16 protein-coding genes are annotated in these 18,183 nt (G+C 35.7%); 8 read left to right on the forward strand and 8 right to left on the reverse strand.

Features of this window, described 5'->3' with window-relative positions; translation table 11 throughout:
- Positions 1-277 precede the first annotated feature (277 nt).
- The 8 genes from MKX67_RS11535 (at position 278) to MKX67_RS11570 (ending at position 7,181) form a co-directional block, all read left to right on the forward strand.
- On the forward strand, positions 278-1,921 hold the full coding sequence (locus tag MKX67_RS11535) for an NAD(P)/FAD-dependent oxidoreductase (RefSeq protein WP_095373320.1): 1,644 nt from the start codon (positions 278-280) through the stop codon (positions 1,919-1,921).
- A 13-nt stretch (positions 1,922-1,934) separates the two neighbouring features.
- Positions 1,935-2,888 carry an alpha/beta hydrolase gene (locus MKX67_RS11540; protein WP_322909314.1) on the forward strand — a complete coding sequence of 318 codons (954 nt, stop codon included), beginning with the start codon at positions 1,935-1,937 and terminating at the stop codon, positions 2,886-2,888.
- Positions 2,889-3,065: 177 nt separating this feature from the next.
- A complete protein-coding gene (locus MKX67_RS11545; protein ID WP_095373318.1) occupies positions 3,066-4,037 on the forward strand; it encodes a nitronate monooxygenase family protein in 972 nt (323 codons plus the stop codon).
- A gap of 247 nt (positions 4,038-4,284) precedes the next feature.
- Positions 4,285-4,608: a PadR family transcriptional regulator gene (locus MKX67_RS11550; protein WP_095373317.1), complete on the forward strand. Its 324-nt coding sequence runs from the start codon at positions 4,285-4,287 to the stop codon at positions 4,606-4,608.
- Between the two features lie 13 nt (positions 4,609-4,621).
- Positions 4,622-5,239, forward strand: coding sequence for a DUF2812 domain-containing protein (locus tag MKX67_RS11555; RefSeq protein WP_095373316.1), 618 nt, complete (start codon positions 4,622-4,624; stop codon positions 5,237-5,239).
- 33 nt (positions 5,240-5,272) lie between these two features.
- The gene (locus tag MKX67_RS11560) at positions 5,273-5,665 is read left to right on the forward strand and encodes a helix-turn-helix transcriptional regulator (RefSeq protein WP_095373315.1); all 393 of its coding nucleotides are present in this window, start codon (positions 5,273-5,275) and stop codon (positions 5,663-5,665) included.
- Between the two features lie 74 nt (positions 5,666-5,739).
- A complete protein-coding gene (locus MKX67_RS11565; RefSeq protein WP_095373314.1) occupies positions 5,740-6,501 on the forward strand; it encodes a hypothetical protein in 762 nt (253 codons plus the stop codon).
- A 206-nt stretch (positions 6,502-6,707) separates the two neighbouring features.
- Complete coding sequence (locus MKX67_RS11570; RefSeq protein ID WP_180316968.1) at positions 6,708-7,181, forward strand: staygreen family protein; 474 nt, start codon at positions 6,708-6,710, stop codon at positions 7,179-7,181.
- An 848-nt stretch (positions 7,182-8,029) separates the two neighbouring features.
- Here MKX67_RS11570 and MKX67_RS11575 read toward each other — a convergent pair.
- The 8 genes from MKX67_RS11575 to MKX67_RS11610 form a co-directional block, all read right to left on the reverse strand.
- Positions 8,030-9,610 carry a hydantoinase/oxoprolinase family protein gene (locus tag MKX67_RS11575; protein ID WP_095373693.1) on the reverse strand — a complete coding sequence of 527 codons (1,581 nt, stop codon included), beginning with the start codon at positions 9,608-9,610 and terminating at the stop codon, positions 8,030-8,032.
- Positions 9,610-10,704: a DUF917 domain-containing protein gene (locus tag MKX67_RS11580; protein WP_307314022.1), complete on the reverse strand. Its 1,095-nt coding sequence runs from the start codon at positions 10,702-10,704 to the stop codon at positions 9,610-9,612. Before MKX67_RS11580 ends, MKX67_RS11575 begins: the two co-directional genes overlap by 1 nt.
- A 30-nt stretch (positions 10,705-10,734) precedes the next feature.
- On the reverse strand, positions 10,735-12,045 hold the full coding sequence (locus MKX67_RS11585) for a cytosine permease (RefSeq protein ID WP_322909316.1): 1,311 nt from the start codon (positions 12,043-12,045) through the stop codon (positions 10,735-10,737).
- Positions 12,046-12,061: 16 nt separating this feature from the next.
- On the reverse strand, positions 12,062-12,790 hold the full coding sequence (locus MKX67_RS11590; protein WP_095373692.1) for an aspartate/glutamate racemase family protein: 729 nt from the start codon (positions 12,788-12,790) through the stop codon (positions 12,062-12,064).
- Between the two features lie 28 nt (positions 12,791-12,818).
- A complete protein-coding gene (locus tag MKX67_RS11595) occupies positions 12,819-14,369 on the reverse strand; it encodes a hydantoinase/oxoprolinase N-terminal domain-containing protein (RefSeq protein ID WP_322909317.1) in 1,551 nt (516 codons plus the stop codon).
- Positions 14,366-15,448, reverse strand: a complete 1,083-nt coding sequence (locus tag MKX67_RS11600; protein ID WP_322909318.1) for a DUF917 domain-containing protein — start codon at positions 15,446-15,448, stop codon at positions 14,366-14,368. The genes MKX67_RS11595 and MKX67_RS11600 overlap by 4 nt, the downstream gene beginning before the upstream one ends.
- 227 nt (positions 15,449-15,675) lie before the next feature.
- The gene (locus MKX67_RS11605; protein ID WP_322909319.1) at positions 15,676-17,385 is read right to left on the reverse strand and encodes a sigma 54-interacting transcriptional regulator; all 1,710 of its coding nucleotides are present in this window, start codon (positions 17,383-17,385) and stop codon (positions 15,676-15,678) included.
- Between the two features lie 151 nt (positions 17,386-17,536).
- Positions 17,537-18,076: a short-chain dehydrogenase gene (locus tag MKX67_RS11610; protein WP_322909320.1), complete on the reverse strand. Its 540-nt coding sequence runs from the start codon at positions 18,074-18,076 to the stop codon at positions 17,537-17,539.
- Positions 18,077-18,183: the final 107 nt, after the last annotated feature.

Raw genomic sequence — 18,183 nt, forward strand, 5'->3', positions numbered from 1 at the left:
TATTAAACAAAATTATTGGATGAAATTCTAAATTAAAGATTTATTCAACATATCATCACTTTTATTTGAAATATTAGATACTACCGAAGATATTTCATAAGTAATGCTGTTACCTCTAAAATTAATATGCTTCCTTTTACTGAGCTATATTAGTGAGAAAAAATTTAATTGAGGATAGAGGAATTTTACAATAGGAGGTCTAATACTATTAATAGTCAGAATATTTTACCTATAAAATGTAAGCGCAATCATTTAAGTAGAAAGGTGTGAGTAATTGATGGACAATCACAATCATCAAGATTTCCCTTCCTATGATGCAATCATTGTTGGTGCTGGGTTTTCTGGCATGTATATGCTCTACAGATTACGAGAACGTGGCTTAAGTGTCCGAGTGTTTGAAAAGGGAGCTGGTGTAGGGGGAGCTTGGTATTGGAGCCGCTACCCTGGTGCGAGGTGTGACTCAGAGAGCCATACGTATAATTTTACCTTTTCTGAAACGTTATATGAAGAATGGTCTTGGCGTTCTCGTTATCCGACTCAACCAGAAATTCTCGAATACTTAAACTTTGTAGCAGATCGCTTACAACTGAGAGAGGATATTGAGTTAGAAACAGAAATAAGAGCGGCTCATTTTGATGAAGAAATTACACAATGGAGAGTGTATTTACAAGATGGTCGACAATTGATATGTAAATATTTCATTACAGCTGTCGGTTGTCTGTCAGCACATGCGAAGAATATCCCGAAAATACCAGGTTATAGTCAGTATAAAGGTGAAAGCTATCACACAGGTACTTGGCCACATCACGAAGTAGATTTTCATGGCAAGAAAGTAGGGATTATTGGTAATGGTTCAAGTGGAATTCAAAGTTTACCGGTTATTGCAGAAACAGCAGCGGAAGTATATAGCTTCCAAAGAACTCCTCAATATGCGATTCCCGCACAAAATCACCCTTACACAGAAGAAGAAATCAATGAATATAAAGCAAATCGATTAGATACAAGAAAGAAAATGTTTCAATCTCATACTGGTTATCCCTTTTTTTCACGACCGATTTCTGCCTTAGAGGAAAATCAATTTAAACGGCAGGAAATTTATGAAACAGCATGGAAGAAAGGTGGCTTTGAGATAAGTGCCACTTATAATGATTTATTAATTAATGAAACCTCTAATGAAACACTTAGTCAATTTGTTCGAGATAAGATAAAACAAGTTGTTAAGGATCAATCGTTAGCAGAAAAATTGTTACCCACTTATCCAATTGCCACTAAACGTCTAGTTCTTGATACAAATTATTATGAATCATTTAATTTGCCACATGTCCATTTTGTCGATGTAAAATCTGCGCCTATAACACAATTCAGTGAAAAGGGTATTTGCACAACAGGCAGAGAGTATCCCTTAGATATGGTTGTGTTCGCTACAGGTTATGATGGAATGACCGGACCATTATTAACGATGGATATTAAAGGACGTGGAGGAGAATCACTTAAGGAGAAATGGGAACATGGAGCTAATGTATCAACTTATTTAGGTGTTGCCACTAACCTCTTCCCGAATATGTTTATGATTACTGGACCACAAAGTCCATCTGTAGCAACAAATATGCCGACAAGTATTGAACAGCATGTGGATTGGATTGACCGTTTTATTGCTTATATAGAGGCAGAGGGAATCGAAATGGTAGAAGCTAATGCGCAACAAGAAGAAACATGGCGTATCCACTGTGAAGAAGTATATAGACAAACATTATATAGTAAAACCCCTTCTTGGTATTCTGGAGCAAATGTAGAAGGAAAGCCTGAAGCATTTTTAATTTATCTAGGTGGGCTAGGACAATACGGGAAAATCCTCGAGAATTGTGCTACTAGTGAGTATAGTGGGTTTGACCAACATTCTTCCATCACAAAAAGTATGTAAAGGAGTGCTATTAATGGATTTTATCAGTAGAGTAGCAGAAGAAATAAGAGAAATCTGTGAGGTTTTCCCACCATTTAAGTTACCAGAGGGATTAGAAGCAGCAAGGCAGGCTGCATTCGTCCCAGTCGAAACATCCCCTTATGTAAGAATCAATCAGTTATCTATTCAAGGTGGAGATAAACAAAGAATGTTAGTGAAGATCTATGAACCTTCTAATAGAAATGAAGAGGCACTTCCAGCTGTTCTTTTCATACATGGAGGAGGGTATGTAACTGGTCATCCAGATGGTAGTGATGCTATTTGTCAAGCGTTTGTAAAAGAAGCTGAATGTGTGGTTGTGTCAGTCGATTATCGGTTAGCTCCAGAGCATCGCTATCCTTGTGCAATAGAAGATTGCTATGCTGCCTTGTTATGGATGCATGAGAGCTGTGAAGAATTAAAGATTGATAGAAGTAGAATCGCAGTAGCTGGTCAGAGTGCGGGCGGAGGATTAACAGCTGCCCTCTCATTGTTAGCACGAGATAGAAGCGGTCCGAAAATAGCCTTCCAAATGCCACTTTATCCAATGATAGATGATCGTAATACGACTGCATCAAGCTATGAAATCACCGATGAAAAAGCGATATGGAATCGTGGCAATAACCTAGCAGCATGGAGGATGTATTTAGGTAAAAATATCAATGGTGAGATTTCACCGTATGCTGCGCCGGCAAGAGCAAAAAATTATTCTGGCCTACCACCAACCTATACATGTGTGGGTCAATTGGATCCATTTAGGGATGAAACAATTGAATATGTCTCGAGACTTGCGAAAGATGGAGTCGATGTAGAGTTTCATATTTATCCTGGCGCTTATCATGCCTTTGAATTATTAAATCCAACTTCTGATTTGGGTAGTGCAGCCATTCACAACTATATACAAGCATTAAAGAAAGCGCTTAATCCAAAAGTAAAAATCATGAAATAAAAAAATGAGCTGCGAGATTGAATCGCAGCTTATTTTCACGAAAAATAATATTGTTAATTTAGAAATATCTGATATTTAATTGACGGGTAACAGAAATATGGGTTAAATTGGACATATAGAAAACAGATGTAAATAAGTGTTACCGTTTTCATTCGTTCTTTGAAGGGAGAAAAGAAAATGTCTCGTTTACCAAAACAATTTCAGCAATTACAGTTACCGGTCATTGGATCACCACTTTTTATTATTAGTAACCCAAAGCTAGTTATTGAACAATGTAAAGCTGGTATCGTTGGATCAATGCCAGCATTAAATGCCAGACCTTCTTCTCAGTTAGATGAATGGTTAGCGCAGATTACAGAAGAGCTTGCTGATTATAATGCACAAAACCCGGATAAACCGGCTGCACCCTTTGCAATTAATCAAATCGTACATAAATCAAATCAAAGATTAGAAAAAGATATGGAGCTATGCGTGAAATATAAAGTGCCAATTATAATTACCTCTCTAGGAGCGAGAGAGGAAGTATTCTCCGCTACTCATAGTTATGGTGGTATTGCACTCCATGATGTAATCAATAATACTTTTGCACATAAAGCGATAGAAAAAGGCGCAGATGGTTTAATTGCTGTTGCTGCAGGAGCGGGTGGCCATGCTGGTGATAAAAGTCCGTTTGCGCTCATTCAAGAAATTAGACAATGGTTTGATGGAACATTAGCGCTATCTGGCTCTATTGCGAACGGACAAGCCATTTTAGCTGCGCAAGCGATGGGAGCAGACTTAGCCTATATCGGCTCGCCATTTATCGCTACAGAGGAAGCTAGAGCCTCAGAAGAGTATAAACAAGCTATTGTTGATGGTTCATCCGATGATATTGTTTATAGTAATCTATTTACTGGGGTTCATGGTAACTATTTAAAACCATCCATAAAAGCTGCTGGTTTGGATCCTGATAATCTACCAGATAGTGATCCAAGCAAAATGAATTTTGGGGAAAATCGAGTAAAAGCATGGAAAGATGTTTGGGGAAGTGGACAAGGTATTGCTGCTATTTCCGCGGTGACAACTACCGCTAATTATGTCAATAAACTAAAACAGGAATATAAACAAGCACAAGAAGACTTGTTCGCTTATAGCAAACAATTTACGTGAACAATGAATCTTTTAGCCACCTTTTAGGTGGCTTTTTTAATGTTCGAAGTTATAAGCATACAAAAATTAACGAAAATAATTCTAACAGAACTATGTTCCAAATATTCAATAGATAAAGAAAAAACAAAAAATGCGATTAAGTAAGAAAAGGCCGAAAGTATAAAAAGTGACTTATTGCAATATACAGTTAGACTGTATATAATTGAACTATATAGTTTAACTGTATATATAGTGTCGGGGTGATTCAATGGACATAAATAAATATTCTCCATTAACCGAAACAACCTATTACATTCTATTATCATTAATTGAACCTTCCCATGGATATGTCATGATGCAAAAAGTGGAGGAATTAAGTGACAACAAAGTGAAAATAGCGGCAGGAACGATGTACGGAGCAATAGAAAATTTAGTGAAACAACGGTTAATACAATCTGTGGAAAGTGATGATAAACGTAGAAAAACGTATGTGATCACAGAGAAAGGAATTGAGGTACTAAGACAAGATTATAAAAGGATGAGCCATATGATTCACATTACTGATAACTTATTCTCTAATACAGATATTTAGTGGAGGGGAGAAGATGCGCAAATTCAAGGTTTTTATTGACTTTGATAAAGAGGAACAATGGTTAGAGAGAATGGCGAGTGAAGGGTACCAATTAGAAAGCACTTATTTCGGCTACAAATTTCGGTTAGTTGAGGCAAAAGAGAAGAAAATTAAAATAGATTTCAGAAAGTTCAAGCATTCAGCAGACTTTTTGGATTATATTACATTGTTCGAGGATAGTGGTTGGAGACATATTGCTGGATCAAAATATTCAGGGATTCAATATTTTGAGAAAATCGATGATCAAGCCACAGATGATATTTTTTCTGATAATGTTTCAAAGGCAAAAAGGTATAAACGTTACGCTCATTCTTCTCTCATGCTTGCCATTGGTAACTTCCCACTAATAGTCTTTCTTTATTATACAGGCATCATTGATCCAGCCTATTTCATTCGACCAAGTGAACTTTACTTAACTCCGGGGCTATGGGACAAAAGTGGAATGTCATTTTGGTTTTCGTTTATTTTTGAGACACCTTTTGCCTTGTTAAGAGGGGCAGCTTGGACATTCATTCCACTATCTGTTCTATCCTATTTATTCTTTAGTTATAAAGCAAATAAACGGTATATTCAATCAATGATAAAAAAATAACATGATTCTTCATAGCAAAGGTAGGAGAGAACAATGGAATCAGAATTAAAGAGGGGCTTTCTTGTAAGACAAAGAGCATTTTTGAAGTTATATTTACTAAAAATGATTGAAGCGAATAAGCGTTATGGTACTCAGTTTTTAGATGATCTTAGAACCGAATTTAAACCATATGGATATCATCCTACTCATTCCGAAATCTATAAAACATTACATGAATTAACGAGAGAGGGATGGGTGAGAAGAGAAAAAAAGTTACTTGGTGAACCTGGTGTAGATTTTCAAGAAATTATTATTTATCATCTTACGGATAAGGGGAAGCAAGAATACGAGCTATATAGAAAGCAAATGAAAGTGGAGTTTGACCGTTGTTTAGGACTGCTAAATCAGGCCATGAGTGATCATTATGGACCAATAAAAAGAAAATAAATTTTTCAAGTCTCTTTTTGCATTATTCTTCCAATAAAGGGCATCCTTATAATAATGTTAGGAGGGTCTTTATAATGAAGAAAGAAGTGCTTGTCGCATTAACTGCCTTTTTCTTGATGAGTTTATCCACGATGACCGCTGTATATGCCGGTGTAGACAAGAATGAAGAGCAAAAAACAGTCATTACCCAAGAAGCAGAGCTTTCTGGAAAAGAGATAAAAGAGACGATAAAGATTAAAGGTATCCGTTATGAAGAAGAAGCTGGTTTTTTTAAAGAATTATCATTAGAAGTAGAAGATGATCTTAAAAAAACTGTCAAAGTAGATTTAGAACCAGGGTTTGACCCACGATTAAAAATAATTGATTTTAATGATGATGGTAATAAGGAATTGCTAGTGAAAATCAACAGCGAAGATAGTGGAGAAAATGCTTCATTCTATCTTTATAGTTATCAAGATGGAAAACTAATTAACTTAGGTGTACCTGATCCAGTCACTTCTACTGCGCAATTAGAGGATAATTACGAAGCTGTTATCGCAGTAGAAAATGAAAATAGAGAAGTAACTTTTGATTTGGCTGAGAATGCAAAAGCATATGAAAAACTCGGTTTATATCATAAAGGAAAATTAAACGAACCTTTTGAACTAACTGTTAACTCATACAATATGCTTACTCCTTTTGAAAATACAAAGGGGGAAAAGGGCTTGAAGGGAATGCAAAGGGTCACAGGTATAGACCAAAATGATACTATAGCTTATTTGCAATCTTTTTGGAAAAGAGAAGATGAAAAATGGCAATTAGTGAACGTAGAAATTTTAGATGTAAGAAACAAATAAGCGGTTATTGCTAAAATGCTTATAGTTTATCTTCTTTTAAAGATAAACTATAAGCTATTTTTTATGATAAGGGCAGCTCAAGGAGCATTGAGTTTTCTTCTTTATGGTAAGAATGAGGTACAAATCTCTAGCTAGCACAACTTTAGTTAATGGGCATATGATGGATGTATAGAAGTAACAATCTTTTAATGAAGGGGAAGGATTCAATGAATCAAGAATTAGATTTAACAAAATTAAAGGTTGATATTCTTGCTCCTGCTACAAATGTTAAGCCAGTTGAATATAGAAATTATTACTTTCGACAGCCTTATGGAGATGAACAAGCTTATTTAAGCATTTCTATTGAGAGCGTAAAAGGCAATGAGAACAATCATTCTGACGCGCTTCAGGCACAGTGGATACCGCAAATGGGGCAATATGTATTGTTCTGCCGATTTCAAATTAGCAAAGGAGAATATACCGAACCGTATGCTAAGATACGATATCTTATTTATGAAAGAGAAATCAATAATTGGTTAACAGCGCTGGTTTTTGGAGATCAACAATTTTTACAGCATTATCCATGGTTACTTGATTCTCCAATCTACGTACAGTTTCAATCTGATTATCCTGCGTTTAATAAGATACAATATTACGGAAATGTAAGACAGTTTTTAAGCAAAGCTTTACAAAGACAATAATATTATTATGTAAACTAAAAGTTATAAATCATAGCATGGTTTATAACTTTTTCTATTTAAAATTCATAAAGTAGAAATATGTTGCAGTTAATTAAATTCGTGAATAATCTTAGTGATCAAGGAGTTATTTTTATATCATGCAGAAAGACATGATAATAGATAAAGCAATTTTTCTGTTACATCCAAACTTAATTATGAGCATTCAGCAGCTGGCAATGCTGGAGCAAGAGCCAGAGTACGATTAGAGGAAAAATAGAAAAGGTAGCTAAGAAAGAGCTAATACGATATTCTAATCGTATACAACATAGCTAGAGCAAGAACGTAAATAAAATTATTGAGTTAACTGGATTTTTTTATTGGATAATAGATTTATAAATACACTAAAACTTGAATCATATGCGAATCAATCATTTTGTTATATTTATTAAAGATGACATATTGATTTGCAATTTATCGCAGAATAAGATCAGAATCATAAAATTTTATTTTGTCTCAATGTTTTAAGTATACTTGGATATTGAGACAAAAATGATTATAATTATTTAACTTCCTATAATATATATTATGTAAACTAGATAAAAATGATAAGAATAGTAGATACTTTCATTTCATTGCGATTTCTCGCCTACGACTTCACCTCCATCTAACCGAAAAATAGCAACTCTATGTTTATTTTTTTTATGCCAGTTCTTTAAACTTTCATAATCCTTATTCTTTTGAATGCTCTGGATTATCAACTAATAATTTGTTTTAGATACTGAGGTACCTTAATCATCTCTATTTTTTTCTAAAGCCAAAAACCAGTCATCAGATGACTGGTTTTTGGCTTTCACTCTGTTAAAAGCATATTAATTGATAGCAACCTCGCTTTGATATTTTAAGTCACCTGCCGCTTTTACTCTTACTCTCGTTGCATTTCCTGGCAAGTAGGCCAATGGGACATCCTCAATATCTACAATCTCTACACTACTGGGTTCGGCTCCAGCTTGCACAGCTTCTTTTATTGCTTGTTCTTTTGCGCTTTGTAACGCAGCAGCTCTGCCGATCTCATCTAAAACAAATATCTTTTCCACTTGCCCGCTCACTTGAGCAATGGCTGAGCCGATGGCATTTGCTACTCCTGAATGGTTCGGGCGGATAACATGTGAGGCACCTTTAAGGGTTTCTGGTAGTAAAATACTACCTCCTCCAACAAGAATAACGGGAACTGGATCAGCACTTGTTTTCATTCTGTCTATTGCTTCTTCGACCATCTCAACCATTCTTACGTATATTTTTTCTAATAAATTTTTATCAAGATGTGACACTTTTTTAACGTCTCCTAAATTACTTTTCCCAAGTGCCACAACAACATCAGTAGTAGTTAATGTATCTCCACCGAAGACCAATCCTTTCTCTGGTAATCGATATCCCACACTTTCAGGACCGATTGTAAAAGAGTGTTCGTCTTCTATCTTTATAATTGTTCCGCCCCCTAAGCCTATAGAAACTAAATCCGGCATACGGAAGTTCGTTCTTGCTCCACCAATCTCAACTGCAAGAGAAGATTCTCGTGGAAATGATTGCACTAGCACACCTACATCAGATGTTGTTCCTCCAACATCTACGACTATGGCATCCGATAATTCACTTAAATATGAAGCTCCTCTCAAAGAATTAGTAGGTCCGCATGCAACTGTGAAAATAGGATATTTCATAGCGTATTTTACAGACATCAATGTTCCGTCATTTTGTCCAAAGAATACTTTCGCTTGAATCCCTTCATTTTTTAATGCATCGATAAACCCTTCTGCAGCCATCTTTGCGACATTAATAACTGAAGCGTTTAATATGGTCGCATTCTCCCTTTCTAAAAGCCCTACAGAACCAATCTCAGAAGATAACGATAATGCGATAGAGTCTCCCAATACTTCTTGAAAAATCTCGGCTGCTCTTTCTTCATGTGCCTTTGATACTGGAGAGAAAACAGAAGTAATTGCTATGGAATCCACTTTTTCCTTTAATTCATTTGCGATTTCATATAAGTGATTTTCATCAAGTTCAACTATTTCTCTTCCATCAAATTCATGACCCCCTCGCACTAAGAAGACATGTTCACCTAGTAATTCTCTAAGGTCATTTGGGACACCTATTAAAGGTTTGACTGCCAGTGTCGCTGGCGCACCAATTCGTACTACCGCCACTTGATTTAGTCTCTTTCTTTCAACAATCGCATTCGTGCAATGAGTTGTTCCTAGCATTGCATATTTTATATTTTCTTTTGGCACATTCGCATGAGAAACAATTTTGTGCATTGCGTGATATATGCCTGTAGCTACATCTTCAGTAGTTGAAGCTTTTGTTTCTGATATGACTTCATTCTTGTCATTTAACAAGACCGCGTCAGTATGAGTACCACCTACATCAATTCCAATTCTATATGTTGCCATCATTGTGTCACTCCTTTTTTTACAAGTTCCTCTACAGGTGTATATGCCATATCATAGCCAAAGTAGTTTGGTCCTACTGTTGCTATGCCTTTTTCTGTTCTCCATTTTGGATGACAAGGGATGCCAATTACAACACATCTAGATCCATAGCGTATGCCTTCTGTTGTTATAGGTAAACCTGTTTCTGAATCGAGTACAGCTATTAAATCCGGCGTCATACATAAAACCTTTTCATTCGTTTGAGCAATAAGATGTTCATTTTGAAAGCGGAGTTTTAAATTTTCACCTTTATTTTGTTCAAGCCCCTCAAAAGTAGCGACACCCTTTGCAAAACCTGATTCAGTTTTCCTATCTATATCAATGACTTTCCCTTTAAATAACTCAAAGCCATTGACTGTTTCTAAAATTTTTTCTATAGGATTCACATTATTTATTTTAGCTAATCTAATACTTTTACCAATTTCCTCTTCAAGCTTAAGAATATTTGTAATCCCACTTTTCTTAAGGTCTTTAGCTTTCATTGAATACATCGCACACATGACTGAACCACCCATTTGTATAGTTGCAGATCTAGCAATCCGCTCTGTCCATACATTATCAATTGTAGACAATAGCGCCGTATTTCCCTTTTCATCAGCTATTATTGCAGGAGTTGCTGATATCCCGTCTAAATAAAAGGTTACCATTTGGAGTTCTGGAAATGCTCGTCCCATCCCATCAGCATCTATTACTGGAATTCCTAATCTTGCAGCTAATGCAAAAGGTAACATGCTATTTACACCACCCGCTTCAATAGGAAAAGTCCCGTATATCTTTTCACCTAAATATTCCTCTAATTGATTAAAAGCACGAATAGCCTCCTCACCACTTGGTGCTTTTTCTAACATAACAGTGGGTGCACCCATCATTGATGATGGGACAACCAATGCATCGTCTGGTACTTCCTCTGGGTCTAATAATATTACTTCTCCATATTCTTCAATTGCTTGAAGCGCCATTAGCTTCCCGATGTACGGATCTCCACCTCCGCCCGTTCCAAGTAAAGCTGCACCAATTGCCATATCCTCAATTTCTTGTTTTCCTATTTTTCTCATTTCGCGCACTCCTTTGAAGTTTCTAAATATTTATGCTACATCTGCATGAATATCAGTTTTATATAATCGCTCCATTTTTTTTGCAACATAATAAATGACCGCACTAATCACTAACGAGTTAATAGACGGTATACCTATTGTAATAAAATAACCAGCTAATCCTCCGCATCCCCAGGCTAAAATCGTAGGCCAGCCAAGTTTCTCGGTATTTGCAGGCAATTGGCCCTTCTGGCGACTTTCGTCTAGTATTTTCCTATGTGTCTTTAAAATGAAATAGTCAATAACCATAATTCCCGCAACAGGTGGAACAAGTATCCCAAGTAAAACGAGAAAATCAGTGAAACGTTCTAGTATCCCTAATACAGATAATAGCGTCCCAATAATACCAATAAGTAACGTAACCATTCCACGATTTAATTGAATTCGAAATAATGAGTCAAAAATATTAGTAAAACCGAGGGATGATGAGTACAAGTTTAAATTATTGATTTTAACTGTGGAAAGGACCACAACCAAAACCCCTAACCAGCCAACTGTTGTCATCATAATATTAGCTACATCATTTGTTCTTGCTGCTAAAGCCATTAAGACAGCAATCATATTAATCCCTAACTCTCCAACTAATAATCCGATGGTAGTCATCCAGAAAACATCTTTTCCACTCTTAGCAAACCTACTAAAATCCGGGGTAATCACGGCACCTATGATAAATCCACCCGCAACCATCGTCGCAGCAACGCCAATTGATAAAGGCTCACCTGCTGGCTGTGTTGCTAGTAAATCAGAAAAACTCTGTCCTTTTAGTGTTTGATAAATTCCTATACTGACAGCTATTAGAAATAAAGGTACAGTGATAGAAGCAGTAATACTTAAAAGTTTAAAACCGAAAATAACCAAAATTGTTACGCCAATTCCTGTTAATGTTGCTGCTAAGGGTAAAGAAATCGCTCCATTCGTAGATTGTACAATTCCTTCAGCAAACACGGAATTTTGTACACCAAACCAACCAATACAAGAAATAGCTATAACTGCACCAATTATGCTCGAACCATGGCGCCCAAACCCTGTCCACCTAGCTAAAAGGCTTGTAGATAACCCTTCTTTCGCGCCTGCATACCCTAAAAGGAAACCAACCACTTGAAGAATCACACTACCTAGAAACGTAGCCCAAAATGCCTGCCAGAAAGTCATACCGTATCCTAAAGATGCTCCTAAAATAAATTGTGAAATGGTTGCTAATGCCCCGACACGAATGATCGTAATACTCCACAGTGATCGTCTAGCCTCCTGAGGCACCCTTGTTAATGAATAATCGTCCCCAATAGTAGAATGATTTGCCAACGTCCTATCCCTCCATTCAATTCGTATTCATCACCCTTTGTTTACTTGGCGGCTTCATATAAGTAATGCGACTTTGCTTCACTCCCATGCTTATTGTTGCTTCTAATAATTTAGTTGCAGCAAAGCCAGGATCTACAACTGGAATGTCATAGCCTTTTTCAGTTAGCTTCATTTGGAGTTCGCTAGCTACCCCCATAAATCCAGTACAGCCCAAAATTAGTGCTTCTGCTTGGTCTTCTTTAATCGCTTTTAACATTTCGTCTAAAAGGGCACTCTTTAACTTCTCTTTCTCATGTACTTCTAAAACGGGGATGTTTACATAACGAATAGAGGCAAGATTATGATAAACACCTGTTACTTTACTAATGTTACTAATCATTGAAACGACATTGGGGAGAACAGTTACAACAGAGAAACGTTTTGCCAGTGTGCTTGTAAACAGCATAGAAGCCTCGCAAGGGCCTATCACTGGAATATCAACGACCTCTCTAGCTGGCTTCACTCCTGGATCTCCAAAACAATTACTAATCACACCGTCGTACCCGTCTGCTTCCGCTTGTTTTACTTTTTCGATAAAATCAGGTACACATAAGGCTTCATCGTACTCACTTTCTATAGAAGCAGGCCCGTAATCTAGGTTTGTTACATCAATGGTTGTTTGAGGATAGGAAAATCCAGTAAATTCTTTTTTCATTTCATCCATAAATGTGTCTGAGATAATAGGTGCAATCACTTTAATTTTCATATTTCGCCCTCTCTTTTTTAAAATAAGATTATAAATCACCAAATGCCATTATTTTCAAACGAAACATTTCACCTTTTAAATAATCGAATGGAAATTCCTCCACTCTATTAATTTTGATCGTTTCAGGTTTTGCTCCTTTATGAATTAACTCTTTAATTACTCTCTCTTTCTCTCTTTCTACAATTTCTTCTTTTGTGCGATCATTTAGCCAAAAAACTTTGTCTAGACTTGAGCTTAGAGGAGCATAACAAGCCCCTACCGCATTACATATTTGATAACCTACAGGCTGGATAGCTTTATCAAATTTAGTGAAAATATTATTTAGAAGTAAAGGACTTCCACCCCCAACTAGAACGAGTGGGATGTATTGATCTTTAGGTTGTAATTGTCTGATTTTTTCTCTTATCCTGCTTGATACCGTATTTACTACTTTTAAACAATCTTCTGTTGAAATACCTTCTAAATTTTCATATTTAATGTGTTTATCCTTGAATGAATGAGGAAAGATTTTTAAAAACGAGTCGGATATTGTCCATTGCTCTCCTCCCCATGCAAGCCCATCTTTTGTTATATCACTTGCAATTGTATCTTCAATTAATAAATTCCCTTTATGAGTATTGACCAAATTGCCTCCACCTGTTGAAAGTGAATGTACTTTTGGAAGCCTAACATTTACTGGTATATCCAATACTTTTACAGGCCCTTCTTCTGTTTGTGGATGACCATGACTTACCATACCAATATCAATTGTGCTGCCTCCAACATCAATCGCTATGAAGTTCTTTAAACCAGTAAGTTTGGAAGCGCCGCGTAAACTATTAGTTATGCCAGAACCGATTGTGAAAATAGGTAACTTAATCGCTTCTTCTACTTTCATCAATGATCCATCATTTTGGGTTATCCAATAAGGGCAATGCAGACCTAAGTTTTTTAAGATATCATTAATGGAGCTTAAAGCATCCTTCATCACAAATGACAACATTGAGTTAAGCAAAGAGGCATTCTCACGATCTAAAAAGCCTATACTTCCTATTTCATTAGATACAGTGACAGAAAGAGAAGGCATATGAGAGGCGATCACTTTTTTTAAGTTATTTTCTTCATCCTCATAAAAGGAAGAAAAGGCGCCTACTATACATACAGCATCTACTTTTGCTTTTTCTATTTCCTTCATTATCTTCAATACACTTTCATAATCGATTTCATAATGAGGTATTTGCCTTGTAAAATCATATCTTGTTTCTAAATGAAACTCTTTTATAATGTATTTACTTAAATGACTTGGCCAAAATAAACCTGGTTTGATTTTCGATGGTTTCTTAGTTAAGCGAATCAAAGCTGTCTTGGCTAAATTTTTTGGATAGTACAATTCATTTAGTACATGTGTAGTGCCTAAGAAGACCCCTTTTATCGATTCTGACTTTACATTAGCCTCATTTAATAGTACTTTTGCGGTTTTATAGATGGTTTCTCCCAAGTTACTTGTCGTCAATTGCTTTGACCAGCCCTTTATATTGTCTGATTCATCAATGATAACTGCATCAGTATTTGTTCCACCTACATCAATTCCTAACCTCATTGGTCTTCCTCTTTCTTTAATAGTTGATAGGATTCTTTCATGTGTATGAGTGTTAACATATCTGTAGTATGCAATATGTTAGGAGCAGGTATAACTAAAACTATGACTGATTGAGCCTTTTGAATGTCTACAACACTGATTGGTTCAAGTGAATCTATATGGAGAAACACAATTAAATCTGGCACACGATAAATGTTTTCGCCATTATGAATGAAAAAAAATTCATTCATAAATTGGATTTCAATTTTCTGGTTATGTTGTTTTGTATAGCTTTCAATGAATAGTTTTCCAACAATCCCTTCATTTTCAAACCAACGAGAGACTTCTGTTACATACCCTTTAATCACAAAAGATAATTCTCCGTAGATAGAATTTTCAAATGCGTTCATTATTTGTCTTAATCGGGTCATTCCGTCGCCATAAGACGCAATAATTTTCCCTAAACGATAAGCTAAATAAAGTGTCCCTGACAACATGGAAGTTTTGATCTCATCTCCACTAGCACCATAGCCAACTAAGTGACTATGCCCTCCATTATTCTTAGCAAATGATTTCGCTTCATCTACTGCCTGATCGGAAGTGTATGAAGAAGGAATGAACTTCATATTTTCTTGCGTGACTAGTGAAAGAGGGGCAAGTGGAATACCATTTAAATGCAAAGTAGTCATATAAAGCTCTGGAAAGGCTCTTCCCATTCCATCTCCATCAATCACAGGAAGGTGCCGCTTTAGAGCAAGTAAAAGGGGAGCCAAAGCATTCACACCGCCTATTTCAATAGAAATGAGGGCATCTACATTTTTGTTAAATTCCTTTTCATATAAACTAAGTGCTGTTTCCACTTCTTCGCCTGTCGGTAAATCTTCATTAAAGAGGACTGTTGAACCCATAATTCCAATAGCAGTTACCCACCAATCATCCTTCACTTCATGAATGGGTATCACCTCTATCACATCATCGTCTTTCATCACAGACAAAATTAAAGCTTCAATTGATCTTGTATTACCACCACCTCCACAAGATAATATTCTTGCCCCAAGGGAAATGAATCGAATGTCTTCTTTAGTTATTTTCCAAGGCATTTCTTTATCTCCTTCCTTTACTAATTGCAAGTTCTGTACCAAAATTCAAAAATAAAATAATAACTTAAAAAACCACGAATCTCGTAACTTTATGTATCTAGATTAAACGTGAAAATCCTCTCAAGTGAGAGGATTTTTATATATTTACTTGAGAATGATAATTGAGAAAAACAGGTTAAATACATTGATTTCTCATTTTTTCTCAACTTTTCTCTTTGTTTCTCAAATTACTTAATTCTTAATTTATTCAGTTTGCGGTATAAGGTTGGTAAACTTATATTCAAAGATTTTGCTACTCTTTTTTTACCCAAGGTATCCCTTCCGAATTCATCTAATAGTCGGAGGATTTCCTCTTTGTTTTCATTGGATTGTTTTCTATATAAACGCTTTTGATTTGGTTGTAATTGTATTTGAGATTGTATTTCATCTTTAAGATACGTTGGCAAACTTTTTTGAGTCACCAATTCACCGATTTCTAATTGAACAAAGTGGTGAACGACATTTTGTAACTCTCTAATATTGCCGCTCCAATTGTTTTTCAATAAAATCTCCAATACTTCTTTAGAAATTCTTTTCGGTTTTTTTCCAGCTTGTTTTGATAAGTTTTTCATAAAATATTCAATCAATATCGGGATATCCTCCCTTCTATCTCTTAAAGGTGGGATGACAATCGGTATAACATTTAAACGGTAATATAAATCTTTTCTGAACTTACCTACTTGAACCAATTGCTCCAAGTTTTGATGAGTAGCAGTAATGATTCTTACATCAACTGGGGTTGATTGATTATCACCTACTTTTTCTATTCTTCTTTCTTGAACAACCCTTAATAACTTCGCTTGAAGAGAAGGAGATAAATCACCAATCTCATCTAAAAAAAGCGTACCGCCATTTGCGAGCTCAAAGCGCCCAACCCTTGTGGTATGTGAACCAGTAAATGCACCTTTTACATGGCCAAATAATTCACTTTCTAATAATGATTCCGGTATGGCCGCACAATTTAGTGCAATAAATGGCCTTTTACTTCGATTGCTTCCATGGTGAATAGATTGGGCAAAAATTTCCTTTCCCGTACCACTTTCACCTCTTAATAGAATAGATGAGTCACTATTAGCTACTCTCTGTGCTTTTTCAATCGTTTTTTGAATACTATGACTAGTCCCTTTAATTTGTTGAAAAGTATAGAGCGTTTGTTTAGCAATCGGTTTTTTCACAGTTCCTTTATCCATTAATATTTGTATTAAATAGGAGATTGTTACATCATTTGATTTGATTGTTCTTAAAGAAACCGTAGCTTTTCCTTTGTTCACCAATAATTCAACCTCTTCAATGACTTTATCCTTTTTGAGTCTTTCCCAATCTTTACTGTACATTAAAGTCGAAATATTTAAGCCTACTACATTTAATCTATCCTCATTAATAGATGAGAATGTTTGACTGGTCGTTTCAATGATGTCTTCTTTGTTAATTAGGACAAATACATCGCTTGTAGTTTGTAAAAAGATTTGCAGTTCATCTAACGTTTCATGATAAAGACGTTCTAGTTCTAGACTTTGTAATTTTATTTCGATCGTCGATTTACATAAGTCCAATTGAGAGTCAATGAGTTCTAATGTTTCATATCGCTGTTCATTTTTCATACCATTTTGAATAACAAGATATGCCACTATTTGATCCGCTATCCTAATTGGGGTCATACTTATTTCTTCATCTGGGTATTCAGTTAATGTACATAAGTCAGTACAAATGCTACATGATTCTTTAAATAATTGTCCAATATGGTTCCTCGTTTTCCGGAGTTTTTCTTCAATAAGGACACTAAAGGTTGAATTCTCCCTATCACAATTCTCAAAATAGATATGTATCTTACAAGAATAGTGGCGAAAGAACCTTATAGCAATTGTCGTTATTTCACTTTTGTATAATTCAGATAACAACAGGATCACCACTTTTACTGAGATTAAAGTTATTATAACAAATAATCTAGATTTCCCATTGGTATATTGACGCATTTAGATCAATGTTACTTTAAATGATCTTATGAAAAATAAACCTTAGTTTAAATAATTCCATTCATATAAAGGTGAATTAAGGTCGCGCCTCCCAAGGCTTAAGTGTGCCAATGATGGTGAAATCCCTCTCTGATTGCATACTGTCAATTGTACCAGCTGATATTTCTTCGTGTGTGAGCCACCTGGAAGATGTTCCGTTATATTTGAAGCCTAGTTGGATGATTTTAAGCTTACATTGGTCTTGGTAGTTTTGTTGGGAGGATTTGATACTTTCGATGTCTGAACTGCTGCCTTTTACAAGATAGAGTGTCCAAGGTTCATTTTGTAATTGCTCTATTTGTTTGTTCATTATAGGAATAGCGTTGGGGGCTGTATTGTGAATCCATGCTAAAACAGTGTGAATGGGACCGCCATCTTTGTGAGCAAGGGTAATCTCTTCAATAAGTTTGTCAGTATCTGTGTAATCTAAAAGGCGATAAGTTGTATTTGAATGCTCTAGGGATTTGCTCTTTCTTCCATAGATTCTTGTTTGAGTCGTGCGATCAATTAACCATTTTGTTGTTTCCTTTAACATACCTGTTCCTCCAAAAATGAGCGTATGTCCAAAGTTTTTCATACTGCTTCTCCCTCCTTCTAATTAGCTGCGATGTTACTGCGAGCGCATACATAAAACTTCCATTTATCAGCGATTAAACCCTCTTTTTTACAAAATTTCATTGAAGA

The sequence above is a fragment of the Cytobacillus sp. FSL W7-1323 genome, assembly GCF_038595015.1.
In the GTDB taxonomy this organism is placed as follows: domain Bacteria; phylum Bacillota; class Bacilli; order Bacillales; family Cytobacillaceae; genus Cytobacillus; species Cytobacillus kochii.

Coding starts and splice junctions, on each gene's coding strand:
- MKX67_RS11535 (WP_095373320.1), top strand. CDS start 278: ATGGACAATCACAATCATCAAGATTTCCCTTCCTATGATGCAATCATT.
- MKX67_RS11540 (WP_322909314.1), top strand. CDS start 1,935: ATGGATTTTATCAGTAGAGTAGCAGAAGAAATAAGAGAAATCTGTGAG.
- MKX67_RS11545 (WP_095373318.1), top strand. CDS start 3,066: ATGTCTCGTTTACCAAAACAATTTCAGCAATTACAGTTACCGGTCATT.
- MKX67_RS11550 (WP_095373317.1), top strand. CDS start 4,285: ATGGACATAAATAAATATTCTCCATTAACCGAAACAACCTATTACATT.
- MKX67_RS11555 (WP_095373316.1), top strand. CDS start 4,622: ATGCGCAAATTCAAGGTTTTTATTGACTTTGATAAAGAGGAACAATGG.
- MKX67_RS11560 (WP_095373315.1), top strand. CDS start 5,273: ATGGAATCAGAATTAAAGAGGGGCTTTCTTGTAAGACAAAGAGCATTT.
- MKX67_RS11565 (WP_095373314.1), top strand. CDS start 5,740: ATGAAGAAAGAAGTGCTTGTCGCATTAACTGCCTTTTTCTTGATGAGT.
- MKX67_RS11570 (WP_180316968.1), top strand. CDS start 6,708: ATGAATCAAGAATTAGATTTAACAAAATTAAAGGTTGATATTCTTGCT.
- MKX67_RS11575 (WP_095373693.1), bottom strand. CDS start 9,610: ATGGCAACATATAGAATTGGAATTGATGTAGGTGGTACTCATACTGAC.
- MKX67_RS11580 (WP_307314022.1), bottom strand. CDS start 10,704: ATGAGAAAAATAGGAAAACAAGAAATTGAGGATATGGCAATTGGTGCA.
- MKX67_RS11590 (WP_095373692.1), bottom strand. CDS start 12,790: ATGAAAATTAAAGTGATTGCACCTATTATCTCAGACACATTTATGGAT.
- MKX67_RS11595 (WP_322909317.1), bottom strand. CDS start 14,369: ATGAGGTTAGGAATTGATGTAGGTGGAACAAATACTGATGCAGTTATC.
- MKX67_RS11600 (WP_322909318.1), bottom strand. CDS start 15,448: ATGCCTTGGAAAATAACTAAAGAAGACATTCGATTCATTTCCCTTGGG.
- MKX67_RS11610 (WP_322909320.1), bottom strand. CDS start 18,076: ATGAAAAACTTTGGACATACGCTCATTTTTGGAGGAACAGGTATGTTA.